This window comes from Alphaproteobacteria bacterium, from assembly GCA_019635875.1.
Classification (GTDB): Bacteria; Pseudomonadota; Alphaproteobacteria; order Reyranellales; family Reyranellaceae; genus JAFAZJ01.
In genome coordinates, this window is the sequence record JAHBYP010000006.1 from 173,689 (window position 1) to 198,397 (window position 24,709).

At 69.0% G+C, this 24,709-nt stretch carries 21 protein-coding genes and 1 tRNA gene; 13 read left to right on the top strand and 9 right to left on the bottom strand.

Annotation, left to right across the window (positions count from 1 at the left end; genetic code table 11):
• Positions 1-45: 45 nt before the first annotated feature.
• Positions 46-810 (bottom strand): hypothetical protein, encoded by a 765-nt coding sequence (locus KF889_21750; GenBank protein MBX3502074.1) that lies wholly within the window; start codon positions 808-810, stop codon positions 46-48.
• A 220-nt stretch (positions 811-1,030) separates the two neighbouring features.
• Between KF889_21750 and KF889_21755 the strand changes: the two genes are divergently transcribed.
• Positions 1,031-2,248, top strand: coding sequence for an MFS transporter (locus tag KF889_21755; GenBank protein ID MBX3502075.1), 1,218 nt, complete (start codon positions 1,031-1,033; stop codon positions 2,246-2,248).
• A gap of 83 nt (positions 2,249-2,331) precedes the next feature.
• Here the strand turns inward: KF889_21755 and KF889_21760 are convergent, their stop codons facing one another.
• Together KF889_21760 and KF889_21765 are read right to left on the bottom strand one after the other, a co-directional pair.
• Positions 2,332-3,465, bottom strand: coding sequence for a beta-lactamase family protein (locus KF889_21760; GenBank protein ID MBX3502076.1), 1,134 nt, complete (start codon positions 3,463-3,465; stop codon positions 2,332-2,334).
• Between the two features lie 101 nt (positions 3,466-3,566).
• Positions 3,567-4,655 carry a M14 family metallopeptidase gene (locus tag KF889_21765; GenBank protein MBX3502077.1) on the bottom strand — a complete coding sequence of 363 codons (1,089 nt, stop codon included), beginning with the start codon at positions 4,653-4,655 and terminating at the stop codon, positions 3,567-3,569.
• A gap of 60 nt (positions 4,656-4,715) precedes the next feature.
• Between KF889_21765 and KF889_21770 the strand changes: the two genes are divergently transcribed.
• A complete protein-coding gene (locus KF889_21770) occupies positions 4,716-5,186 on the top strand; it encodes a PaaI family thioesterase (GenBank protein MBX3502078.1) in 471 nt (156 codons plus the stop codon).
• Here KF889_21770 and KF889_21775 read toward each other — a convergent pair.
• Entirely contained in the window at positions 5,183-6,418 is a 1,236-nt protein-coding gene (locus tag KF889_21775; protein ID MBX3502079.1) for an acyl-CoA dehydrogenase family protein, read from the bottom strand. The two genes, KF889_21770 and KF889_21775, sit on opposite strands and share 4 nt — an antisense overlap.
• A 33-nt stretch (positions 6,419-6,451) precedes the next feature.
• Here KF889_21775 and KF889_21780 point away from each other — a divergent pair, with 33 nt between their 5' ends.
• Positions 6,452-7,261, top strand: a complete 810-nt coding sequence (locus tag KF889_21780) for an MBL fold metallo-hydrolase (protein MBX3502080.1) — start codon at positions 6,452-6,454, stop codon at positions 7,259-7,261.
• Between the two features lie 51 nt (positions 7,262-7,312).
• On the opposite strand, the gene KF889_21785 is transcribed toward KF889_21780, so the two are convergent.
• Positions 7,313-7,389 (bottom strand) — tRNA-Pro (locus tag KF889_21785).
• 204 nt (positions 7,390-7,593) lie between these two features.
• Here KF889_21785 and KF889_21790 point away from each other — a divergent pair.
• Complete coding sequence (locus KF889_21790; protein ID MBX3502081.1) at positions 7,594-8,454, top strand: isocitrate lyase/PEP mutase family protein; 861 nt, start codon at positions 7,594-7,596, stop codon at positions 8,452-8,454.
• A gap of 71 nt (positions 8,455-8,525) precedes the next feature.
• Here KF889_21790 and KF889_21795 read toward each other — a convergent pair whose 3' ends face one another.
• A complete protein-coding gene (locus tag KF889_21795) occupies positions 8,526-9,854 on the bottom strand; it encodes an aspartate aminotransferase family protein (protein MBX3502082.1) in 1,329 nt (442 codons plus the stop codon).
• Between the two features lie 25 nt (positions 9,855-9,879).
• A complete protein-coding gene (locus KF889_21800; GenBank protein MBX3502083.1) occupies positions 9,880-11,199 on the bottom strand; it encodes an FAD-binding oxidoreductase in 1,320 nt (439 codons plus the stop codon).
• A gap of 76 nt (positions 11,200-11,275) precedes the next feature.
• Between KF889_21800 and KF889_21805 the strand changes: the two genes are divergently transcribed.
• The 7 genes from KF889_21805 to KF889_21835 are packed head-to-tail and all read left to right on the top strand — an operon-like array spanning position 11,276 to position 19,596.
• Positions 11,276-12,418: an acyl-CoA--6-aminopenicillanic acid acyltransferase gene (locus tag KF889_21805; protein MBX3502084.1), complete on the top strand. Its 1,143-nt coding sequence runs from the start codon at positions 11,276-11,278 to the stop codon at positions 12,416-12,418.
• A 10-nt stretch (positions 12,419-12,428) separates the two neighbouring features.
• Positions 12,429-13,964 carry an ABC transporter substrate-binding protein gene (locus KF889_21810; GenBank protein MBX3502085.1) on the top strand — a complete coding sequence of 512 codons (1,536 nt, stop codon included), beginning with the start codon at positions 12,429-12,431 and terminating at the stop codon, positions 13,962-13,964.
• Positions 13,965-13,987: 23 nt separating this feature from the next.
• Positions 13,988-14,932 (top strand): ABC transporter permease, encoded by a 945-nt coding sequence (locus KF889_21815; GenBank protein ID MBX3502086.1) that lies wholly within the window; start codon positions 13,988-13,990, stop codon positions 14,930-14,932.
• Positions 14,933-14,937: 5 nt separating this feature from the next.
• Positions 14,938-15,750 (top strand): ABC transporter permease, encoded by an 813-nt coding sequence (locus tag KF889_21820; GenBank protein ID MBX3502087.1) that lies wholly within the window; start codon positions 14,938-14,940, stop codon positions 15,748-15,750.
• Positions 15,747-17,351, top strand: a complete 1,605-nt coding sequence (locus KF889_21825; protein ID MBX3502088.1) for an ABC transporter ATP-binding protein — start codon at positions 15,747-15,749, stop codon at positions 17,349-17,351. Before KF889_21820 ends, KF889_21825 begins: the two co-directional genes overlap by 4 nt.
• 3 nt (positions 17,352-17,354) lie before the next feature.
• Positions 17,355-18,179 (top strand): alpha/beta hydrolase, encoded by an 825-nt coding sequence (locus KF889_21830; GenBank protein ID MBX3502089.1) that lies wholly within the window; start codon positions 17,355-17,357, stop codon positions 18,177-18,179.
• A 4-nt stretch (positions 18,180-18,183) separates the two neighbouring features.
• A complete protein-coding gene (locus KF889_21835) occupies positions 18,184-19,596 on the top strand; it encodes an amidase (protein MBX3502090.1) in 1,413 nt (470 codons plus the stop codon).
• Here the strand turns inward: KF889_21835 and KF889_21840 are convergent.
• Complete coding sequence (locus tag KF889_21840) at positions 19,509-20,522, bottom strand: GntR family transcriptional regulator (GenBank protein MBX3502091.1); 1,014 nt, start codon at positions 20,520-20,522, stop codon at positions 19,509-19,511. The genes KF889_21835 and KF889_21840 overlap by 88 nt on opposite strands.
• 137 nt (positions 20,523-20,659) lie before the next feature.
• Between KF889_21840 and KF889_21845 the strand changes: the two genes are divergently transcribed.
• Entirely contained in the window at positions 20,660-21,496 is an 837-nt protein-coding gene (locus tag KF889_21845; GenBank protein MBX3502092.1) for an alpha/beta hydrolase, read from the top strand.
• Positions 21,493-23,034: an ABC transporter substrate-binding protein gene (locus KF889_21850; protein ID MBX3502093.1), complete on the top strand. Its 1,542-nt coding sequence runs from the start codon at positions 21,493-21,495 to the stop codon at positions 23,032-23,034. The genes KF889_21845 and KF889_21850 overlap by 4 nt, the downstream gene beginning before the upstream one ends.
• Positions 23,035-23,040: 6 nt before the next feature.
• Here the strand turns inward: KF889_21850 and KF889_21855 are convergent, their stop codons facing one another.
• A complete protein-coding gene (locus KF889_21855) occupies positions 23,041-24,678 on the bottom strand; it encodes a GMC family oxidoreductase N-terminal domain-containing protein (GenBank protein MBX3502094.1) in 1,638 nt (545 codons plus the stop codon).
• Positions 24,679-24,709 lie beyond the last annotated feature (31 nt).

A 24,709-nucleotide genomic window follows, 5' to 3' on the forward strand; every position in this document is an offset into this window, starting at 1 on the left:
GCGCCGCAGTACCAGAAGCCCCGCGAGGTCACCAGCCGGACGCGCTCACTTCGGCGTGCGCGGCAGGTCGGTGGCACTGGGAACGGCGGCATCCTTGAGCACGATCCAGGTCTGCAGCGCCTTGGCGCAGAGCCTGCCCGACTCGGTGTAGAGCGCGGTGCCGGAGTGGAGCTTGCGGCCGTCCTCGCCGATGCGCCAGCCGATGACGATGCAGCGCTCGCCCGCGCGCGGCCGCTCGAGGATGCTCGCGGTCAGGCGGCCGGTCACCGCGGCGCGCCAGTCGCCGGGATCCTGCGCCGCCCAGGCGCCCGGGCAGTCGAGCGTGCCCCAGACGAATTCGCGCGCGATGCGGCCCTCGGCATCGGCGTGCGCGGCATGCGCGTGATAGAGCGACCATGACAGGCCGCCGCCATTGACCGGCCCGCCCCAGACGCGCAGGCCGTCGCCCTCGGCGCGGCCGCGGCCACAAACGATGCATTCATGGAAGCTGCTGCCCTCGGGGCTGCCGCCCGCGCGCCAGATCGCCTCGGCCTGCGGCCAGTCGACCTCGAAGGGCGGCGGATCGATCGCCAGCGAAGCGCGCCGTGCCTCGCAGATCAGCGTGTCGGCGTGTTTCAGGATCAGGCGATCGTCGCCCTGACGCTCGATGCCGAGCGGCGTCTCCAGCGGCGCGGGCGCGCGAAAGGTGATCTCGATCGGCTCGCGCTCGTCGGTCGCCAGCCTGGCGGCCAGCATGCCGCCGACATAGCCGCCATTGCCGGTCAGGCGCGGCCCCGAATAGCGGCGGTCGATCGTCAGCGTTTCGCCCATCACCGGCTCCCTTTCGCGCGGCGAACCTGCCGTGTGCATCGCCCGGACGCAACCCTGCGCTCTGCGTCATTCTTCACTCCCTCTCCCCGCGAGCAGGGAGAGGGTCGGGGTGAGGGGCCGCATCAGGTTGCGTATGGCCTGGCCTTAGCACGCCACTCGAGTCAGCCCCTCACCCCAACCCTCTCCCCGCAAGCGGGGCGAGGGAGGAAGAGTGGACCCGATGACCAACACCAATCGATGGTTGCCGCCGGGGCTTGTCGCGCTGTGCTTCACGCTCGGCATGGCGACGCGCGGCTTCAACGACACCTTCGCCGTCTTCGTGCCGCAGCTCGAGCGTGCCTTCGAGGTGCCGCGCGCCTCGGTCACCGGCATCTACAGCGTCGCCCTGCTGGTTGTCGGCCTGTGCGGGCCATTCACCGGGCTGATCGTCGACCGGCTGGGTCCGCTGCGCCTGGCGCTGTTCGGGCTGGCCTGCGCCGGCGGCGGCGCGATACTGGCGTCGCGGGCCGACGCGCTGTGGCAGGTCTATCTCGGCCTTGGAATCGCCATCGGATTGACCGGCGCCTCGATCGGCGGCGCCTTCCACGCCGCGATTCTCGGCCGCTGGTTCTCGGCACGGTTGGGCACCGCGCTGGCGGTCGCCTGGTCGGCCTCCGGCATCGGCCTGATGATCCTCGTGCCGCTGGCGCAGGCGCTGATCGATGCGCGCGACTGGCGCTTCGCCTATCTCGTGCTCGGCGCCGGGGTGCTGACCCTGATGGTGCCGGTGCTGCTGCTGCCGTGGCGGCGGATCATATCGGGCGATCCCCAGGTCATGGCGCTGCGTCGGCCAGCCGGCACCACGGGCCCCACCCTGGGCGAGGCGCTGCGCCAGGCGCCGTTCTGGGCGCTGACGATGTCCTTCTCGCTGACCTCGGTAGGCATCTTCAGCATCGTGCCGCAGGTCGTGGCCTATCTCGCCAGCCGTGGGCTGACACCGGCGCACGCCGCCAATGTCTGGGCGCTGAGCGGCCTCCTGATGCCGCTGGGCATGATCGGCTTCAACTGGCTGGCCGATCGCGGCGGGCGCGTGCTGGGCGCCGCCGCGGCCTATGCCTGCTCGGCGCTGGGTGTCGTGGCGCTGTGGCTGGTCGGCGGACCGGACGACTGGCCGCTGCTCGCCGCCTTCGTCGTCTTCTTCGGCAGCACGTCGGGCTCGCGCGGGCCGATGATCACCACGCTGGCCACCCTGCGCTACGCCGGCGCGCATCAGGGCCGCATCCTCGGCTGCATCATGGTCGGCATGGGCGGCGGCGCCGGGCTGGGCGCCTGGCTCGGCGGGCTGCTGCACGACCTCACCGGCGGCTATGGCGCGGTGATGGCGATGTCGCTCGGCGCCCTGGCGATCGCCGCCGCCTGCCTCATCTTCGAGGCCGGCAATCGCGAACGGATGGGATGACGCACACTGTCATCCCGAGCGCAGCGAGGGATCCAGGGAACGCCTCTGGATCCCTCGCTGCACTCGGGATGACAGAAGACGCGTCAGAGAATCGCGGCGTGCACGAAATTGGCGACGAGGTCCAGTCGCCGCGTGTGCCAGGGATCGGGGATGCGGTTGTTGGAGATATAGGCGAAGGACACCCCGGACTCCGGATCGGCCCAGCAGTACGACGTGCCGACGCCGCCGTGACCGAAGGTGCCAGGCGATGCGAAGGTGCCCAGGCCGCGGATGGTCTCGCTGTCGCCGCGCAGATGCGGGCCGATGCCGCGATGCATCGGCATGCCCATGTATTCGTCGACGCGATCGCCGGTCCAGTTGCGGATGGCGTATTGCAGCGTGCGCGGCGAGACGATGCGCGCGCCGCCCAGGGTGCCGCCGGCCAGCATCATCTGGTAGAGCGCCGCCATGCCGCGCGCCGTGCCGTAGCCGCCGCCGCCCGGCACGCCGGCGCGCCGCCACTCCGGCGAGTTCGCCTCGGCGTCCTTCTGCGCGTTGCCGCCCAGCGGCGGCGGCACGTGCATGTCGGAAAGCCGCGCCAGCTCCGCCGGCCGGCTCACGCCCATGAACAGGTCGTTGCCCAGGCCGAGCGGCTCGATCACCGTCTCGCGGATGAAGTCGCGGAAGTCCTGGCCGGTGACGGCCTCGATCACCACCGCGGCCGTCCAGTGCGCCGACAGGCCGTGATAGTGGACCTTCGATCCCGGCGTCCATTCCAGGGTGAAGTCGCAGACGACCTGCTTCAGCTTCTCGTGGTCGTCCCACGCTTCCTTGGGCACGACGGCGTTGGGGAAGCCGCCCTGGTGGGTCATCAGCTGCAGCAGCGTGACGTCGCGCTTGCCGTTGCGGCGGAAGTCGGGGACATGGTCGCTGACCCTGTCGGCGAAGCGCAGCGCGCCACGCTCGGCCAGCGCCCACAAGGCGGCGGCGCAGATCACCTTGGTGTTGGAGTAGAGCAGCCACAGCGTCGAATCGCTGGCCTCGCGCGGCGACGGATCGGTGACCGCGTTGCCGAAGCTGCGCACCAGCGCCAGCTTGCCGTGTCGCGCCAGCGCGATCTGGCAGCCCGGGTAGTAGCCATCGCCGATCTGCTTGTCGATGAAGGCGATCAGCGCCTCGATCTGATCCATGCGGAAATCGAGCGTCGCCGGATCGGCCGGCTGCAGCGGATAGGTCATGGTGTTTCTCTCCCCGAATGCTGTCATCCCGAGCGTAGCGAGGGATCCAGTAGCGGCCTAGATCCCTGGCTACGCTCGGGATGACAGAACAAACTCCAGCTCTAGCTTGTCGCCAGCCCGCGCAGGGCCATGCCGATCACTTCGTCGGCGCGCGTCCAGACCATCTCGGCCCATTGCGCGCCGGCCGGATAGAAGCGCTCGCGCAGATAGGCCTTGAAGGCACGGCCCTGCGCCGAGTTCACATCGCCGTGGACGTGCAGCCAGTTGTCGCGCCGCACCGCCTCCAGCACCTCGTCGGTCGGGTAGGTGCCGTACTCCAGCGCGATGCCGCAGAAGGCCGCGTCGGGCGCTTCCTGCGGAAAGGCGTCGAGCACCGCGCCGGTGACCACGGCCGAGGTCGAGCTGCCCTGCTCGGGCGAGGTCATCTCCTCGCCGTACCATTTCTTCGCCAGGTCGAACGCGGCGGTGCCGACCGGCGAGACGTTGATCATCTCGCCGTGGCCGAAGGGGCCCAGTCCGGTATGGAAGTCGATGCAGCCGATGATCCGTGCCCGGTCGAGCTCCTCGCGGATCACGCGGCGGACGGTGCGGTTGGTCCAGGTCGGCTTGTTGCCGCCAAAGAACAGGCCTTGCGGGTGCGTGTACTGGCCGCCGCTGACCGCCGCCTGAAAGCCGAAGGCCCCGTGCTGCTGGGTGAAGGCGTCGGTCATCCGCTTGCTCTCGGCCAGGCTGGCCTCGTCGTAGGCGACGGGCGTCAGCGCGTCGGCGATCTCGAGATAGCCGGCGTTCGCCGGGTAGGGCTTGCCGTGGTCGACGAAGTTGCGGTTGACGTCGACATTGTCCTCGTTGACGCGGCGGATCCAGGCGAAGCCGTGCGGGTTGACGCCGTGGATCAGCAGCGCCCCGGTGTCGGCGGGCAGGGCGGCGACGCGGCCGGCGCGCAGCCAGTTGATCATCGCGCCGCTGCCGCAATAGCCCTCGACGCCGTGCGTCGCGGCCATCAGCACCAGCATCCTCGGTGCGTCGTCGGCGCCATAGCGGGCGACGTCCATGAACAGGCGCCCGCCGTCCGGGCCCAGCGTCGGGTTGCGCAGCGAACGCAGGCTGCCGCCGGTCGCGGCCACCGCGGCGCAGAACTTCTCGCGCGCCTCGGCGTAGCTCTCGGAAAAGCGGTCGGCAACGGAACTCATGAAGGGCGATCCATCGATGCTATGGTGCGCCATCGTAGCGGGCGGAGGGGAGCGCACACCATGGCCTTGATATCGGTCGACGAAGCCCAGGCGATGGTGTCGGCGGACGGGCACTTCTCGCCGTGGATCGCCGATCTCGGCCTGCGTATCGAGCGCATCGACGGTCAGGGCGTACGCGCCCGCCTGCCGCGCTCGCCCCGTATCCAGCGGCCCGGCGGCGTGGTGATGGGCCAGGCGCTGATGGCCGCCGCCGACACCTTGCTGGTGCTGGCCTTCAGCGAGGCCCTGGGCCGCAAGCCCAGCATGGCCACGGTGTCGCTGACCACCAACTTCATGCGCGCCGCGGTCGATTGCGACGTCATCGCCGAGGCCCGGCCGCTGAAGCTCGGGCGCTCGACGGTGTTCGGCGAGGTGGTGTTCTATGCCGACGGCGACGACAAGCCGGTGGGCCAGGCGACCGCGATCTTCGCCGTGCTGCCGGACGCCGCCGCCAGCAAGTTCACGACTGTCGGCAAGCCGATCGGCGGCTAGACGCCCAGGTCGCCACCCGCCGCCGCCGCCGTCGTGCCGTCGCGGCGGAACGCCTTGATGACGTTGCGGCCGACCTTCCACTTGTGGACCTCGTCCGGCCCGTCGACCAGGCGCTGCGAGCGGATCTGCGTGTACCACTTGGCCAGGATGGTGTCCTGGCTGTAGCCCAGCGCGCCGTGCAGCTGGATCGCGGTGTCGACCACCTTGTGTACCATGTGCGCCAGGAAGACCTTGGCGATCGAGTTCTCCTGCGTCAGGTCGAGGCCCTTCTCGGCCTTGTAGGCGATGTGCAGCAGCATCAGGCGCGCCATGTAGAGCTCGCTGGCGCATTCCGCGAGCATGAACTGCACCGCCTGGCGGTCGGCCAGCAGCACGCCGAAGGTCGAGCGCTCGGTGACGCGCTTGGTCGCCATGTCGAGCGCGCGCTGCGCCTTGGCGATATTGTGCATGCCGTGCCGCAGCCGGCCATAGGCGAGGCGATGCTGGCCCATGTTGAAGCCGTTGCCTTCGCCGCCCAGCAGGTTCTCTGCCGGCACCTTGAGATCCTTGATCTCGATCTCGGAGTGACCGCCGGAGAGCTGGTCGTAGTGCGGCCCGGTGATCGCCATGTTGGGCACATTGCGCTTGATCCTGTAGCCGGGGTTCGGCAGCTCGACGAGGAACGCCGAATGCTGCTTGTGGCGCGGCGCATCGGGATCGGTGCGGGCGATCACGAAGGCGATGTCGGCGACGCTGGCCGACGAGGAGAACCACTTCTCGCCATTGAGGATGTAGTTGGCGTTGCCGTCCTTGACCGCGGTCGTGCGCATGCCGGTGGCGTCGGCGCCGGCGGCCTTCTCGGTCATCGAGAAGCAGACGCGCTTCTCGCCGTTGAGGATCGGCTTGAGGAACTTCTCCTTCTGGTACTCGCTGCCGTGCGCCAGCAGTGTCATCATCGAGGCGTCGTCGGGCCCCTGCGTGTTCATCGACAGGGCGCCCAGGATGCTCTCGCCGAGCTCCATCTGCACCAGCGCGTTGGCCAGCGGGCCCAGGCCCATGCCGCCGTACTCCTTGGGGATGAACGGGCACCACAGGCCCTGGGCGCGCGCCTTCTTGCGCAGTGGGTCGAGCACCTCCTTCAGCGGCTTGTGGTCGAGCTCCTTCTCGGCCGGGATGCACTCGTCGTGCACCCACTGGCGCACGCGCTCGCGGATGGCCTTGGCCTCGGCCGGGATCTCGAAATCGATCGACATGTCGTTTCCTCTCCTTGAACGCCCGAGTATCGCATGAAAAAGCTAGGATCGCCGGCAGGCAGGGGAGGACGGCGACATGGGTTCCGGATCGCGGATCGGTGGTTCGAGTTTCGCCGGATCGACGACGACATCACGCTGATCTGGGAGCCGCATGTGGTGCCGCTGATCCGCTGCAACATCTGGCATGTGCGCGGCCGCGAGCGCGACCTGCTGGTCGACACCGGGCTGGGCATGGCCAGCCTCAAGGCCGCCGCACGGCATCTGTTCGAGAAGAAGCTCACCGCCGTCGCGACGCACGCCCACTACGACCATGTCGGCGGCTTCCACGAGTTCGAGGAACGCGTGATTCATCGCGCCGAGGCCGGTTGGGTGGCCAACGGAAAGTCAGCTTCGCTCTATGGCGGCGCCAAGGACGACGCGTTGCTGGAGAGCATCCGGGCCGCCGGCTACGACATCCCGGCCGAACTGTTCACCGCCGTGCCGGACGAGAGATACGACCCGCAATCATATTCCGTGCTGCCGGCGCCGGCGACCCGCCTGGTGGAAGAGGGCGATGTCCTCGATATCGGCGACCGGCGGTTCGAGGTCCTGCACCTGCCGGGGCATTCGCCGGGAAGCATCGGCCTGTGGGAGGCGCAAAGCGGCACCTTGTTCTCCGGCGACGCGATCTATGACGGTCCCCTGCTGGACGAGCTCCCGGGATCGGATGTGCCGCTCTATGTCTCGACCATGAAGCGGCTGCGCGAGCTTCCTGTCCAGGTCGTCCATGCCGGGCACGATCCCAGTTTCGGCCGGGAACGCCTGAGGGAGCTGTGCGAGGCGTATCTCGCCCGGCGCGCATAGCGGCAAAAAGCAAAGCCGACCCCGAAGGATCGGCTAAGCCTTTGTCGACATTGGTCGGAGTGAGAGGATTCGAACCTCCGGCCCCTAGCTCCCGAAGCTAGTGCTCTACCAGGCTGAGCTACACTCCGGCGGTGGCTCCGGCGCCTGACGGGCGCGAAGCGGCGCGGGTTATAGCGCCCGGATGTGGCCCTAGCAAGGCCGGCGGAACGCCCACGCCGTCACGGCGGGAGAGCGGGCGATTCGCAGGACAGGAGGATCTGACCGCACGCCTTGTCGGGGCGGCGCGGGGCACATAACGTCGCGCCGGGAGAAATCGCTCAGAGGATCTCGTCATGAACGCGCCCGATCGCCTGCGTGCCCTGCTGAAGAAGCCGGACTTTGTCGTCATGCCGGCGGTGTGGGACGGGCTGACCGCCAAGCTGTGCGCCGGCGCCGGTTTCGAGAGCGCGTTCCTGTCGGGTTCCTGCGTCGCCGCCAGCCGGCTGGGCGGGCCCGATCTCGATCTCGTGTCGTTCGGCGAGATGTTCGACTCGTTCAACATGGTGCACGGCGCGGCGCCCGAGCTGCTGGTGCTGGCCGACGGCGATCACGGCTACGGCAACGCCATGAACGTGCAGCGCACGGTGCGCGCCTATGGCCGCGCCGGCGCCGCCGCGGTGCTGATCGAGGACAAGATCACGCCGCGCGCGCTGACCTCGGCCGGCAAGCCCTGCCTGCCGCGCGAGGAGGCCCGCATGAAGATCCGCGCCGCGGTCGAGGCGGCCAGGGATTCCGGCATCCTGATCCTGGCGCGCACCGATTGCCGTCCGACCCAGGGCATCGACGAGGCGGTGGCGCGCATCGAGATGTATGTCGAGGAGGGCGCCGACATTCTCCTGCTCGACTCGCCGGCCGACGAGGGCGAGATCAGGCGCGCCATCGCCGCAGCCAAGGGCAGGCCGTCCTTCGCCGTGCTGTCGCCCGGCGCGCCGCGCTCGACGCCGTCGCAGACCGAAGCCGCGGCGCTGGGCTTCAAGATCGGCACCTACCCGACGGGCATGCTGTCGCCGGCGATGGCCGGCATGAAGGCGGGCCTCGAAGCGCTCAAGGCCGGCGAGGCGGCAGCCAAGAGTGCGCTGCCGCCGCCGGAAATGCGCTCAACCCTTGGCTACGACGCCTACGACGCGCAGGCCAGGCCGTTCATCGCGAATTGATCTGTCATCCCGAGCAACGCGAGGGATCTTGAAAGATGCCTCGCTGCGCTCGGAATGACACAGAAAAGCTGTCAGTCGATCGCCTTCACCGCCTCGGCGATGGTCGAGAACAGGCGATCGATCTCGCTCTCGTTGATGATCAGCGGCGGCGACAGCACCAGCGCGTCGCCGGCCGAGCGCACCAGCACGTCCTTGTCGTAGCAGAGATTGGCGGCTTCGACGGCGCGGCTCGCCACGGCGCCCGGCCTGGGCTCGAGCTCGACCGCCGCGAGGATGCCGACATTGCGGATGTCGACGATGCGCGGCAGGCCCTTCAGCGCATGTGCCGCGGCCTCCCAGCGCGGCGCGATCTTCGCCGCGCGCTCGAAGATGTTCTGGTCGCGATAGACGTCGAGCGTGGCGATGCCGGCGGCGCAGGCCAGCGGATGGCCCGAGTACGTGTAGCCGTGGAACAGCTCGATCATGCCCTCCGGCCCGCGCATGAACACATCCCACACCTTGTCGTGCGCGATCACGCCGCCCATAGGCACGGCGCCGTTGGTCATGCCCTTGGCGCAGGTGATCAGGTCGGGCGTCACGCCGAAGGCCTGCGAGGCGAAGGCGGCGCCGAGCCGGCCATAGCCGGTGATCACTTCGTCGAAGATGAGCAGGATGCCGTACTTGTCGCAAATGGCGCGCAGCTTCTCGAGATAGCCCTTGGGCGGCGGCAGCACGCCACCCGAGCCGGTCACCGGCTCGACGATGACGGCGGCGATGCTCGAGGGATCGTGCAGGGCGCAGATGCTCTCCAGCTCGTCGGCGAGATGCGCGCCCCAGGCGGGCTGGCCCTTCGAGAAGGCGTTGTGCTCGAGGTCGAGCGTGTGGTGGAGATGGTCGGTCTCGGGCAGGAAGGGTCCGAAATCCTTGCGGTGACGGCCGATGCCGGCGACCGACAGGCCTCCCCAGCCCATGCCGTGATAGCCCTTGGCGCGGCCGATGAAGCGCGTGCGCCCGGCCTCGCCCTTGGCGCGGAAATAGGCGCGCGCCAGCTTCAGCGCCGTATCGACCGCCTCGGAGCCGGAGTTTACGAAGAACACGTGATCCATGCCGGCCGGCGCGATCTCGGCGATGCGCGCGGCGAACTCGAAGGCCAGCGGGTGGCTCATCTGGAACGAGGAGACGTAGTCGAGCTGCTCGGCCGCCGCCTTGATCGCCTGCACGATCGGCCGCTGGTTGTGGCCGGCGTTGACGCACCACAGCCCGGCCATGCCGTCGAGCACCTGCTTGCCCTCGGTGGTGGTGTAGTACATGCCGTCGGCGCCGGCGAAGAGCCTGGGGTTGGCCTTGAACGCGCGGTTGGCGGTGAAGGGCAGCCAGTAGGGCTCCATGCGGCTACGGTTGGGCGCGGTCATCGCGGTCATGCGGATACTCCTCGGGTGAAACGGATCAGCGATCGAAGCGATCGCGCAGGCGCAGCCAGGCGCCGCCGACGGCGACGTAGAGGCGGCGCATCTGGTGGAAGGGGATCGTCCGCAGCGACGTCACCGGCATCGGCGATGCCTCGGGGTCCGCGCCGTCAAGCAGGTCGGCGAGCACCGGCCCGATGGCGCAGCACCAGGCCACGCCCCTGCCGTTGCAGCCGATATGGGCGAAGGCGCCGTCGCCCAGCGCGAAGATGCGCGGCAGGTGGTCGACGGTGATCGCGACCTGGCCGCCCCAGCCATGCTCGATCGGCTGGTCGGCGAGATCGGGATAGAGCCGGCCCAGGGTCTCGCGCTGCAGGCTGAAATCCCGGTCGTCCTTCGGCGCCGAGGCCTTGCCCTTGCCGCCGATGATCAGCCGGCCGTGACCGTCGATGCGGAAGTAGCGCAGCACGCGGCGCGTATCCGACACCGGCTGGCCCTGCGGGATCACGCGAGTACGGGCGTTGGCGCCCAACGGCGTGGTGGCGATCTGATGGCTCCAGACGGGCAGGGTCGCTTCGCGCAGGCGCGGCCAGACATTGCCGGTGAGCGCGTTGGTCGCCATCAGCAGGCGCGGCGCCGCAACCGAGCCGTTGGGCGTCATGACTCGCCAACCTGCACCATCGCGCGCGATCGCCGTTGCCGGGCTGCCGCCGTGGACATGAACGCCCAGCGTCTGCGCCGCGCGCGCCAGCTCGCGCACCAGCGACAGCGGCTGGACGGCGCCGCCACCTTCGTGGATCCAGCCGCCGATATAGGCGTCGCTGCCCACGAGCGCGCGGAACTGCTCACGATCGAGCATGCGCGCCGGCGCGCCCGCCTTCTGCAGACCGGCGACGCGCTTGCGCGATTCGTCCATCGCCGTCTCGGTGTCGGCGGCCTGGATCCAGCCGGTGCGCACCGGCTCGCAGTCGAGCTCTAGCCGCTCGATCAGCGCAAAGGCGGCGTCTGCGGTTTTCGCGCCCCAGCGATGCAGTCGCTCGCCGCGCTCGCGGCCATAGGCGTCGACCAGCTCGTCGGGCAGGTGCCGCGCGCCCGGGATCACCTGGCCGCCGTTGCGGCCCGAAGCGCCCCAGCCGGGCTCGAACGCCTCCAGCACGCGCACGCTGCGCCCGCGCTCCGCGAGGCTGATCGCGGTCGACAACCCGCTGAAGCCGCCGCCGACGATCGCCACGTCGGCCTCGGCCGTTTCGCTGAGCGAAGGCGTCGCTGGCGCGGGCCTTGCAGTGGCGCCCCACAGCGAGGCCGACAGCGGCGGATGCGCGTCGGTCCCCGACAGGGCTGGGGCATCGGTGTGTAACATCGCGATAAAATGCACTTTCCAACCCGGCATGGAAAGGGCAATGTCGGCTCAGTCGTGTGAAGAAGGAGTGACGGGAATGGTCGAGCCCTGTCCACTGATCGAACTGACGGGCGCACCGTACGAGCGCGGCCGCGACTATGGCCGCAAGGCGCAGGCGCGCATCGCCAAGGGAATCGCGCACTACTCGGGCCAGCTCAAGACGATGTCGATCGGGCCGGCCGAGATCAAGGGACTGGTCCACGACTACCTGCCGGTGATCGAGGGCTTCGATGCCAGCTTCGTGGTGGAGATGCGCGGCATCGCCGAGGGCGCCAATGTCTCGTTCGAGGAGATCGCGCTGCTCAATGCCCGCACCGAGATCCTCAAGATGGGCTCGCGGCCCGACCTTCGCGCCAGGCTCCGGGCCGCGCTGGCCAAGGACGAGCCGGATGGCTGCACCGGCGTCGTGGCGCTGCCCGGCGCGACGCGCGACGGCAAGCTGATCCACGCGCAGAACTGGGACTGGAAGGCGGAGTGCGCCGAGACCGCCGTGGTGCTGCGCATCCGCCGCGACGACGGGCCCGACGTGCTGACCTTCGTCGAAGCCGGCGGGCTCGCGCGCTGCGGCATGAACGCCGTCGGCATCGCGGTGACCGCGAACTACCTCGAGTCGGATCGCGACTACGGCCAGATCGGCGTGCCGCTGGCGCTGATCCGCCGCAAGATCCTCGACAGCGAGCACGTCGCGCTGGCGATGCGCGCGGTCTACGCCACGCCGAAATCGGCCTCGAACAACATGATCGTCAGCCACAAGGAGGGCGTGGCGATCGACTTCGAATGCGCGCCGGACGAAAGCTTCCAGGTGCATCCCGAGCGCGGGCTGCTGGTGCACGCCAACCACTGGCAGAGCCCGGTCGCGCTGTCGAAGCTCAAGGACACCGGCATCGCCAACACGCCGGACAGCCTCTACCGCGACATCCGCGTGCGCGACCTGCTGTCGCCGCAGATCGGCGGCATCACCACCGACGGCGTGAAGGCGGCGCTGTTCGACGACTTCGCCACGCCGTGGTCGGTGTGCCGCCCGCCGCGCCCGGGTCTGACCAACAATCTCAGCGCCACGGTGGCGATGATCGTCATGGAGCCGGCGAGCGGCACCATGGACGTCGCGATGCTGCCGGCGCTGAATCGCACTTTCCAGCACTTTACCCTCGATAGCGCGCCCAGGCTGCGCGCGGCATAGGAGAGCGACGATGAGAACCATTCTCGCGGCCGCGCTTGCGCTGTCGTTCGCCGGCGTCACCGCTGAGGCGCAGACCCTGCGCGTGCGGCTGAACTCCGATATCCGCTCGACCGATCCCGGCAGCAATCTTCGCGACGAGAATACCGACACGGTCGTGCAGCATATGGTCGAGGGGCTGGTGGCGTTTCGCGAGAACGCCGCGGTCGGCATGCTGCTGGCCGAGAAGGTCGACGTCTCGCAGGACGGCAAGACCTACACCTTCACCCTGCGTCAGGGCGTGCGCTTCCACAACGGTGCGACGCTCACCAGCGAGGATGTGGTCTGGTCGTGGAAGCGCTATCTCGGCGCGGATAGCAGGTGGCGTTGCAAGCCGGAGCTGTCCGGGGGAGTCGCCAAGATCGAGGACATCTCCGCCAAGGATCCGCGGACGGTCGTCTTCACCATCGACCGCCCTTCGGCGTTGTTCCTGGTGACCATGGCCCGTCCGGACTGCGGCGGCTCGGCGATCCTGCACAAGGACTCGCTCGACGCCGACGGCAAGTGGAAGGCGCCGGTCGGCACCGGCCCGTTCCGTTTCGGCGAGTGGAAGCGCGACCAGTACATCGAGCTGGTGCGCTTCGACGGCTACAGCAGGCGCGAGGGGCCACGCGACGGCTTCACCGGCGGCAAGGTGGCGATGGTCGAGCGCGTGCGCTTCAACATCATCCCCGACGCCTCGGCCGGGCGCGCCGCCCTGATCTCCGGCTCGATCGACTTCACCGGCTTCTCGACCAGCGAGTACGACGACATCAAGATCCGCAAGGAGGTCAAGGTCAGCGTCGGCCCGAGCATGGCCTTCGCCGCGATTCTCTTCCAGGTGAAGGATCCCGTGCTCAAGGATGCGCGCGTGCGCCGCGCGATCGCGCTCTCCATCGACACGGCGGAGATCGCCAACGCCGTGACCTTCGGGCTGGCCAAGCCCAACAACTCGCCGGTCGCGCCGAGCAGCCCGTGGTACAGCAAGACGCTCGCCACCAGCTTCAAGCGCGACGTGGCGCAGGCCAGGAAGCTGCTCGCCGAGGCGGGCTACAAGGGCGAGACCATCAAGCTGATCGCCAACAAGCGCTACGCCTACATGTTCGACGCGGCTGTTCTGGTGCAGGCGATGGCGGCCGAGGCCGGCATCAAGATCGACGTCGAAGTGCAGGACTGGGCCAGCCAGCTCGACCGCTACACCAAGGGCGACTACCAGGCGATGTCGTTCGGCTACTCCGCGCGCCTCGATCCGGCGTTGAGCTACGAGGTGTTCAGCGGCCCCAAGGCGACCCAGCCGCGCAAGGTATGGGACGATCCCAGGGTCGAGGAACTCGTGCGCGAGTCGATGCGCACCGGCGACGCCGCGCGGCGGCAGGCGATCTTCGACGAGCTGCACAAGAAGCTTCTCGAGGACGTGCCGTTGATCGCGCTGTTCAACCCGGTCGAGACCGGCGCCGTACGCGCCAATGTCGAGGGATACGCAGGCTGGCCGGCGGGCTTCGCGCGCTTCTGGGGCGTGACGCTGAAATAGGCTGAAGGCGACGGGCAACGATCATGCTGGGCTATCTCGTCCGTCGCCTCGCGATGACGATCCCGACCCTGCTGCTGGTGTCGGCGGCGGTCTTCGCCCTGGTGCGGCTGATCCCGGGCGATCCGGTGCAGCTCATGCTGGGCGATGCGGCCGACCAGGCGCAGGTCACCGAGATGCGCAGCGAGCTGGGGCTCGAGGAGCCGTTGCCGGTGCAGTTCGTGCTGTGGCTCGGCAAGGTGCTGACCGGCGATCTCGGCAAGTCGATCAGCAACGGGCTCTCGGTGCTGCCGCTGATGCTCGAGCGCTTCCAGGTCAGCGCCACCATCGTCGTGGTCGCGGTGCTGCTGGCGGTGCTGGTCGCGGTGCCCGCCGGGCTGATAGCGGCGTGGCGGCAGAACAAGCCGCTCGATCTGGCCATCGTCGCCGGCGCCACCATGCTGCTGTCGATCCCCAGCTTCTGGCTCGGCCTGCTGCTGCTGCTGCTGTTCGGCCTGAAGCTCGGCTGGCTGCCGGTGGTCGGCTACGTGCCGTTCCGCGAGGATTTCGGCAAGGCGCTGCTCTACATCGTGCTGCCGATCGCCACGCTGACGATGATCGAGATCGGCGTGCTGATCCGCATGGCCCGCGCGAGCGCCATCGAGGTGCTGCGGCTGGAATACGTCACGCATGCGCGCGCCAAGGGCCTGGGCGAAAGCCGCGTGCTGGCGCGTCACGTGCTGCCCAACGCCTTCGCGCCGACCTGGACCTTGATCGGCCTGATCATGGGCAATCTGCTGGGCGGCATCGCGGTGCTGGAGACGGTGTTCACTCTGCCGGGCCTGGGCCGCCTGCTGGTCGATTCCATCTTCGCGCGCGACTACCCGGTGGTGCAGGGCTGCCTTCTGTTTACCGCCCTGATCTACGTCCTGGTCAATCTCGTGGTCGATCTCTGCTATCCGCTGTTCGATCCGCGCGTATCGGCGGAGTGAGTCCCGTGCGCGTCAGACTCAACGCCCTGATCGGCGGCGTGATCATCGGCACGGTGGTGATTACCGCCGTGCTCTCGCAGTTCTGGACCCCGTTCAACCCGCTGGGCGTCAATCTGCGCCAGCGCCTGCGACCGCCCTCCGAGCTCTACTGGCTGGGCACCGACGAGTTCGGGCGCGACGTCGTGAGCCGCCTGATGGCCGGCGCCGGCGCCAGCGTGATCATATCGCTGGTCACCGTGCTGTTCGCAGTATCACTGGGCGCGATTCTGGGCGTCGTCGCAGGTTATACGCGAGGCTGGACCGACCGCCTGCTGATGGCGGTCAACGACGCGCTGCTGGCCTTTCCCGGCATCCTGCTGGCGCTGGGCATCATGGTCGTGGTCGGCGCCAACAAATGGGGCATCGTGCTGGCGCTGGGCCTTGCCTACGCGCCTTCCGTCGTGCGCGTGGTGCGCGGAACGGTGCTGTCGATCCGCGAGCGAGAGTACGTCGAGGCCTCGCGCATGATCGGCAATGCCGAGATTGTCTCGATGTTCCGGCACGTGCTGCCCAATTGCGTGGCGCCAGTCGCGGTGCTGGCGACCAGCATGTTCGGCTGGGTGCTGCTGTCGGAAAGCGCGTTGTCGTTCCTGGGCCTGGGCGTGCCGCCGCCGGCGCCGACCTGGGGCAACATGCTGGCGGCCAGCCGGCCCTACATGGAGACCGCGACCTGGCTGGGCATCGCGCCCGGCCTGTGCATCGCCGCCACCTTGCTGGGCATCAACCTGCTGGGCGACAGCCTGCGCGACCGCCTCGATCCCCGGATGGCGCAAGCATGAACCGGCTGCTGTCCATCGAGAACCTGAGGCTGCGGGCGCCGAGCACCGGCGCCGTGGTGGTCGATGACGTGTCCTTCGCCATTGATCGCGGCGAATTCCTGGCGGTGGTCGGCGAATCGGGCAGCGGCAAGACCATGGCGGCGCGCGCGGTGATGGACCTGCTGCCGATGGGCATCGAACGCGTCGGCGGCCGCATCGTGCTGGAGGGCGAGGAGCTGACGTCGGCGCCGCCGGCGCGCCTGCGCGCGTTGCGCGGCCCGGCCATGGGCATGGTTTTCCAGGAACCCATGGTGTCGCTCAATCCGGCAATCAGCATCGGCACGCAGATGGCCGAGGGGTTGAGGCTCCATCGCAGGCTCTCGCCGGCGGAGATCCGCCGTCTGTCGATCGCCATGCTCGAGCGCGTGCAGATCCGCGATCCCGAGCACTGCCTTGCGGCCTATCCGCACGAATTCTCCGGCGGCATGCGCCAGCGCATCATGCTGGCTTCGGTCATGCTGCTGAAGCCGAGGCTGCTGATCGCCGACGAGCCGACCACCGCGCTCGACACGTTGGTGCAGCGCGAGGTGCTCGACATCATGGTCGGCCTGGCGCGCGACGAAGGCACCGCCGTGATGCTGATCACCCACAACCTCGGCCTTGTGGCGCGCTACGCGCAGCGCGCCGTGGTGATGCAGCGCGGCAAGCTGGTCGAGGAGGGCAGCTCGACGCAGATCCTCTCCGCGCCGCGCCATCCCTACACGCGCCAGCTCGTCGAGGCGCTGCCGCGGCGCGGCGTGGCCGGCGATGTCGCGGCGGCCGGCGCACCGGTGATCGAGACGCGCCGGCTGGAGGTGACGTTTCCCGGCCGTCGGCGACTGTTCAAGCGCCAGCCGGCGGTGCATGCCGTGGCCGGCGTCGACCTGTCGATCCGTGCTGGCGAGACCGTGGCCGTGGTCGGCGGCAGCGGCTCGGGCAAGACCACGCTGGGGCGCGCAATTCTGCGCCTGTTGCCGGCCAGCGGCGGCAGCATCCTCTATCGCGGCGAGGACGTGCGAGCCGTGCGTGGCGCGGGGTTGCGTAGCTTCCGCATGGGCTGCCAGCTGGTGTTCCAGGATCCGTACTCCTCGCTCGATCCGCGCATGCGCGTGGGCGAGATCGTCGACGAGCCGCTGAAGCTGCTGCCCGACATGAGCCGTGCCGAGCGCTTGCGGCGCGTCGAGGAGACCCTGGCCGAGGTCGGGCTCGCGGGCTTCGCGCGCCGCCTGCCGCATGAGCTCTCCGGCGGCCAGCGCCAGCGCGTCGCCATCGCGCGCGCCATCGTGCGGCGGCCGGATTTCGTCGTCGCCGACGAGCCGGTCTCGGCGCTTGACATGACGATCCAGAAGCAGGTGCTGGCGCTGTTCCGTGCGCTGCAGCGCGACCGCGGCTTCGCCTGCCTGTTCATCAGCCACGACCTGTCGGCGGTCGAGGAGATCGCCGATCGCGTCGTCGTCATGCAGGGCGGCAAGATCGTCGAGCAGGGACTGCGTGACGACATCTTCGACCGGCCGCAGCATCCGTATACAAAGGCATTGCTCGAGGCCTCGCCGGCGCTCGACGTGCCGCCGCTGGAGGCCTGAGTCATGAAGCTGGGATTCTACGATGTCGGCAAGACGCCGTTCTTCGCCTCGCAGACCGACCAGCGCGTCAGCTATTGCCTCTACGTGCCCGAATCGCTGGAGGAGGATCAGGACCGTTCCGATGTCCGGCTGATCGTCGCCATGCACGGCACCGGCCGCACCGCGACCGCCTATCGCGACGGCTTCGCGCCGCTCGCCGAGCGCACGCGCTCGATCGTGCTGGCGCCGCTGTTCCCCGTCGGCCTGATCGAGCCGGGCGAGCTGTCGAACTTCAAGCGCCTGAAGTTCCACGACATGCGCTTCGACCTGCTGCTGCTGTCGATGGTCGACGAGGTGCGGAAGAAGTACGGCATCGATACCAGCCGCTTCCTGCTGTTCGGCTTCTCCGGCGGCGGCCAGTTCGTGCAGCGCTTCCATCTGCTCTACCCCGACCGCCTGGCGGCGGTGACCATCGGCGCACCGGGCAACGTCACCCTGATCGACGACAAGCGCGACTGGTGGGTCGGCACGCGCACGCTCAAGCAGGAATTCGGCGTCGAGCTCGACCTGCCGGCGATGCGCAAGGTGCCGGTGCAGATGATCGTCGGCTCGGAGGACACCGAGACCTGGGAGATCACGGTTCAACCCGGCAGCCCGGCGTGGATGGAGGGCATCAACGATTCCGGCGTCACGCGCATCGACCGGCTGGCGACCTTGAAGGCGAACTACGAGAAGCACGGCATTGCCGTGCGCCAAGACATCGTCCAGGGCATCGGCCACGAAGGCTGGAAGGCGATGACGCCGGTGATCGATTTTTTCGAGGGCGTGCTGAAGGGCGAGCGGGAGTAGGCGCATGACCGATCTGTGGAAGCTCGACGCCGTTGAGACCGCGGGACTGATCCGCGCGAAGAAGGTCTCGGCGCGGGAGGTGGTCGCCGACACGCTCAAGCGGCTGGACGCCGTCAATCCGACGATCAATGCCGTCACCCTGGCCCTGCACGAGGAGGCGCTGGCTGCCGCGGACGAGGCCGACAAGGCGATGGCGCGTGGCGATTCGGTAGGGCCGCTGCACGGCGTGCCGGCGACGACCAAGGTCAATCTCGACCAGAAGGGCTGTCCGACCGATGGCGGCGTGGTCGAGTACAAGAACCTGATGGCGAGCCGCGACAACCCGGTGATCGCCAACATGCGCGCCGCGGGCATGATCATCGTCGGCCGCACCAATGCGCCCGCCTTCTCGATGCGCTGGTCGACCGACAACGAGCTGCACGGGCTGACACTCAACCCGTGGAACAAGGATCGCTTCTGCGGCGGTTCCAGCGGCGGTGCCGCCTCGGCGACGGCGGCCGGCATCGGCGCGATCGGCCACGGCAACGACATCGCCGGCTCGGTGCGCTTCCCCGCCTTTTGCTGCGGCCTGGTGGGGCTGCGGCCGACCTATGGACGCATTCCGAGCTTCAACTTCACCTCGACCACGCGCCGGCAGGTCTCGGCGGCGCTCATGGCCGTCCAGGGGCCGCTGACGCGCACGGTGCGCGATGCGCGGGCGGCGTTCAAGGCCATGGCCGTCGCCAGCCCCTACGACAATCGCTGCGTCGACGTGCCGTTCGAGGGCCCGCCGGCGAAGAAGCCGATGCGCGTGGCGATGGTGATCGATCCGGCCGACCGCGGCGGCGTCGCGCCCGAGATCGCTGCCGCGATCCGGCAGGCCGCGTCGTGGCTGAGCGACGCCGGCTACGTCGTCGAGGAAGTGTCGCCGCCGGAATTCGGCACGGTGATCGACCTGTGGGCCCGCATCGCCATGGACGACATCAACACCGGTCTGGTGCCAACGGTCGAAAAGTACGGCGACCACGGCATCCGCACCTCGCTGGATCTGTGGTGCAAGGCCCTGCCGGCCTTCGGGCCGAGGGACGTCATCGAGGCGCTGATGGAGCGCGACCGCCTGCTGCGGCTGTGGCAGCTCTTCCTCGAGGAACGGCCGCTGGTCCTGACGCACAGCTGCGCCGAGTTGCCGTTCAAGGTCGGCCTCGACCTGATCGACGTGCCGACCACGCAGCACATGATGCGCGCGCAATCGACCCAGCTCGCGGTGCCGGTGCTGGGCCTGCCGTCGATCGCCGTGCCCACCGGCGTGGCCAGCGGCCTTCCGGTGGGCGTGCAGCTGATCGCCGGCCGTTACCGCGAGGATCTCTGCCTGGAGGCCGCCGAGGCGATCGAGGCGCGCGCCGGCCTGCGCACGCCGATCGATCCGTTCTTCTCCTGATCGACCTCGCGGGTCGGCGCGCCGCCGGCCCCGCCATAGACCCGCGCAGTGAGATCGAGATGGCGATGCAGCAGGGTCGCGGCCCATTCGCGGTCGCCGGCCTCGATCGCATCGAGGATCGCCAGGTGCTCACGCGAGGATTGCGCGACGCGCTCGGGCGCAAGGCGCGGGAAGGTGCTGACCTCGCCGAAGCGGCGCAGCGCGTTCTGCCGGCGCACCGCCTCGAGCAGGTAGCGGTTGCCCGACCATTGCGCCAGCGTTTCGTGGAAGGCGCGATTGGTCTCGATCCATATCCGCACGTCGATCGTCCTGCCGCCGGGCAGCAGCACCTGGTGCGCCTCGCGCAGGCGGCGCAGCTCGTCGAGGTTCGCCGCGAAGGTCGGCTCGCGCAGCCCGGCGCATTCGACGATCAGGCGGAAGCGGTAGCTTTCGCCCACCGCCTCGCGCGAATCCAGCGCCTCGGCGAAGCGCCAGCCATGGCCGCGCTGGCGCCGCACCAGCCCGTCATCGGCCAGCTTCATCAGCACCCGCCGCAGCGCGCCGCGCGACACGCCGTAGCGCGGCATCAGCTCGGTCTCCGACACCTCCGGCGGAATGCGCCCGCGCGCGCGATCGGTGAGCAGGGCGGCGCCGAGATCGTCGAACGGCGAGCGCGGCAGACGGGCCGAGGCGGGCTTCGAGCCGTTGAGCCTGCGCGTCAGCACGAAGCCGCGGCCCGGGCTCAGCCGGACGTAGCCGAGGCCCTCGAGCACGCCCAGCGCCGCACGCACCGGCGTGCGCGAGACGCCGAAGGCGCGCGCCAGCACCAGCTCGCGCACCGGCGCCCCCGGCGGCAGCGATTCCTTCTCGATATGGGCGAGAATCTGCCGCGCCAGCTCGTTCTGCAGCGGCGTCGCGCCGACGGTCTTGCCCGGGGCCTTTGCCAATGCCAGCTCCTCCGTGACCGGCCCGAGTATCGCATATCGGCGCGGGCAAGGCGAAACAGTGCTTTTCATCGCCACAAAAATATGCGTGAGTCCATGGGTCGGCGGGACGGGCGCCGGCCGGCTGGGGTGTGACTGCTATGGCGCATGGCGGCGGCGCGACGCTGGGCTACTACGACCGCGGACGCACGACGGTCTGGGCGAGCCGGATGGATCCGCGCTTCTCCTGGTGCGCCTATGTCCCCAGGGCGTTCGAGCTGGCGGACGCGCGGCACTACCGTCTCCTCGTGGCGGTGCACGGGACGGCCCGGGGGATGACCGTCTACCGCGACGCCTTCGCTGACTTCGCTGACAGCAACCGCTTCATCGTGCTCGCCCCGCTCTTTCCCGGCGGCATCACCTCGGCCGACGACCTGTCGAGCTACAAGCTGCTGCGCGCCGGTGGCCTGCGCTACGACGCCATCCTGCTGTCGATGGTCGAGGAGATCGCCGGCAAGTACGGCATCGATACAGGCCGCTTCGCCCTGTTCGGCTTCTCCGGCGGCGGGCATTTCACGCATCGCTTCCTCTATCTGCATCCCGAGCGGCTCTCGGCGGCATCGATCGGCGCGCCCGGCGTCGTCACCTTGCTCGACCGCGAGCGCGATTTCTGGGTGGGCGTGCGCAATTTCGAGGCGGTGTTCGGCAAGCGGCTCGACATCGAGGCGATCCGCCGCGTGCCGGTGCACATGATCGTCGGCGGCGACGATACCGAGACCTGGGAGATCACCATCCGGCCGGGCGGTTCGTGGTGGATGGACGGTGCCGAGATCGCCGGCGGCGACCGTCAGAACCGTATGCGGCTGCTGAAGGCCAGCTTCGAGGCCGCCGGCGTCATGGTGCGCCACGACGTGGTGCCCGGCGTCGCGCATCGCATCGAGCCCTTGATCCCCGCCGTCACCGACTTCCTCTCCAGCGCCTTGGGAGCCAAGCCATGAAGAGACTGATCCTCACCGTCGCCGCGGCCGCGGCGCTCGCCACGCCCGCCGTGGCGCAGAAGAGCGGCGGCACGCTGACCATCGCGCTGAACGCCGACATCCGCAGCGTCGAGCCCGGCATCAACCGCGACGCCAACACCGACACGTTGATCCACATCCTGTTCGAGGGCCTGGTGGCGCACCGCACCGATCTCAGCGTCGGGCCGGCTCTGGCGCAGTCCTGGAGCGTCTCCGAGGACGGCAAGACCTACACCTTCAAGCTGCGCGAGGGCGCGCGCTTCCACAACGACGCGCCGGTGACCTCCGCCGAGGTCAAGTGGACCTGGGACCGGCTGATGGCGCAGGCCGGCTGGAACTGCCGGCGGGCTTTCGACGGCACCAGCGGATTGAAGGTGCTGGCCGTTGAGGCGCCCGATCCCGCGACCGTGGTCTACAGGCTCCAGGCGCCGCAGGCGATCTTCCTCAAGCAGCTCGCCAACGTGCAGTGCCACGTGCTGGTGGCGCATCCCGCCAGCGCCGGCGCCGACGGCAAGTGGACGACGCCGATCGGCTCGGGGGTCTACAAGCTCAAGGAATGGAAGCGCGGTGACGCCGTCACGCTCGAGCGCCACGCCGGCTACAAGGCCTCGGCGGAGAAGCAGGACGGCTACTCGGGGGCGCGCGTCGCCTACGCCGACACCGTCGTCTATCGCGTGATCCCCGACGCCAATGCCGCCGAGGCGGCGCTGCTGACCGGTGCGGTCGATATCCTGCCGGGCGTCGACACCACGCGCATCGACGACCTCAAGAAGCGCGGCGTGAGCATCCAGACCGCGCCCGGCCTGAGCTGGGGCCCGCTGCTGCTGCAGTCCAACGACGCGCTGATGTCCAACGTCAAGATCCGCCGCGCCATGGCGCACGCCATCGACCTCGACCAGATCGCCGAGGCGCGCACCAACGGGCTGGTGAAGGGCAATCCGTCCGTCGTCAGCGAATCCAGCGTCTACTTCGACAAGCGCTTCCTGGAGTGGCCCAAGTTCGATTCGGCGCGCGCCCAGGCGCTGCTGAAGGAGGCCGGCTACAAGGGCGAGGTGATCAAGATCCAGACCAACAAGCGCTACACCGGCATGTACGAGCGGTCGGTGATCATCCAGGCGATGCTGAGCGCGGCCGGCTTCAAGGTCGAGCTCGAGACGCTCGACTGGGCGACGCAGCTCGACAACTACCTCAAGGGCAATTTCCAGGTGCAGTCCTTCGGCTACTCCGCGCGCCTCGATCCCGGCCTGATGTATGCCGCGCTGATCGCCGACAAGTCGAAATCGAAATGGGCGCAGTGGGACGATCCCAAGGCGATCGAGCTGCTTGCCGAGAGCCTGCGCACCGGCGACGAGGCCCGGCGCAAGGAGATCTTCCTGCAGCTGCACAAGATGATGGTCGAGCAGGTGCCGATCATCGGCTTCTACTACGACCCCAACGTCGACGCGACGCGCGCCAATGTGCGCGGCTACAAGACCTGGGCCGCCGACCGGCCGATCCCGTGGGGCGTGTGGAAGGAGTGACGCCTCTCAGTCCTTCAGGATTGTCGCCTCGAGCGGCTGGCGGCCGCGGATCATGTCCGCGGCCTTCTCGGCGATCATCAGCACCGAGGCGTTGAGGTTGGCCGAGGGCATGGTCGGCATGATCGAGGCGTCGACCACGCGCAGCCCCTCGATGCCGCGAACCTTGAGCTGATCGTCGACCACCGCGCTGGGGTCGCTCTGCGGCCCCATGCGGCAGGTGCCCATCAGATGGAAGGTGGTGGTGCCGCGCTGCTTGGCGGCCTCCATCAGCTCGTCGTCGGACTGCACCCGGGCGCCCGGGAAGACCTCGTGGTCATAGTAGGGCGCCAGCGCCTTCGACGCCAGCAGGCGGCGTGCCAGCTTCATGCCCGCCAGCAGTACGTGACGGTCGCTCTCGGCGGCGAGGTAGTTGGGCTGGATGATCGGCGCGTCGAACGGGTCGCTCGTGCGCGAGCGGATGTAGCCGACGCTGTCGGGCCGCTGCTGCCAGGAGGCAATGGTCATCCCGGGCTGGTCGTCGAGCTTGGACTGCACGCCCTCCTTGTAGCTCGCCGGCGTGAAGGTCAGCTGCAGGTCGTGGTTGTCGAGACGTTCATCCGACTTCCAGAAGACATAGACCAGCGTCGGGTTGAGCGAGAGGATACCCTTGCGGGTGAAGACATACTTCATCACCTCGCTCACCAGGCTCAGCCCATGCGAGCGCTCGTTGATGGTGCGCGCGTTCTTCACGCGGGCGACGAAGCGCGGCGCGTAGTGGTCGCGCAGGTTCTCGCCGACGCCCGGCAGGTCGTGCTTCACCGCGATGCCGAGCGATTGCAGCAGCGCCGAGGGGCCGACGCCCGAGACCTGCAGCAGTTGCGGCGAGTTCACCGTGCCGCCACACAGGATCACCTCCTTGCGCGCGCGCACTTCCACCGGAGCGCCGCCGCGGCCGCCCTTGCTGTAGCGCACGCCGACGGCGCGCTTGCCCTCGAAGAGGATCTCGGTGGCGTGCGCGTGCGTGCGCACCGTCAGGTTGGGCCGCTTCATCGCCGGATGCAGGAAGGCGCGCGCCGAGCTGAAGCGCCGGCCCTTGCGCACCAGGCGCTGGACGTAGCTGACGCCGGCCTGGGTGGTACCGTTGTAGTCGGGGTTGCGCGGGATGCCCATCTGCACCGCGCCTTCGATGAAGGCCTCGCAGAGCGGGTCGCGCCAGTCGAGATCGATGATGTCCAGGGCGCCGTCGCGGCCGCGGAACGTCTCGTCACACTCGCCGATGCGCTTCTCGGTGCGCCGGAAGTAGGGCAGCACGTCGGCGTAGCCCCAGCCGCGATTACCGCGCTGCGCCCAGCCGTCGAAGTCCATGCGCTGGCCGCGATTGTAGATGTGGCCGTTGATCGAGCCCGAGCCGCCGATGGTCTTGCCGCGCGGCGCGGCGATGCGGCGCCCGCCGGTCCATTCGCTGGGCTCCGACGTGTAGAGCCAGTTCACCCGGGGATTGACCAGCGTGTACATGAAGCCGGCCGGGATATGGATCATCGGATGCCAGTCGCTCGGCCCGGCCTCGAGCACGCAGACCGTGACCTTCTCGTCCTCGCTCAGCCGGCTGGCCAGCACGCTGCCCGCCGAGCCGGCGCCGACGACGACGTAATCGAAGCTGTCCATGTGCGCGGCTTCCTCCCGATGACCACGCTTA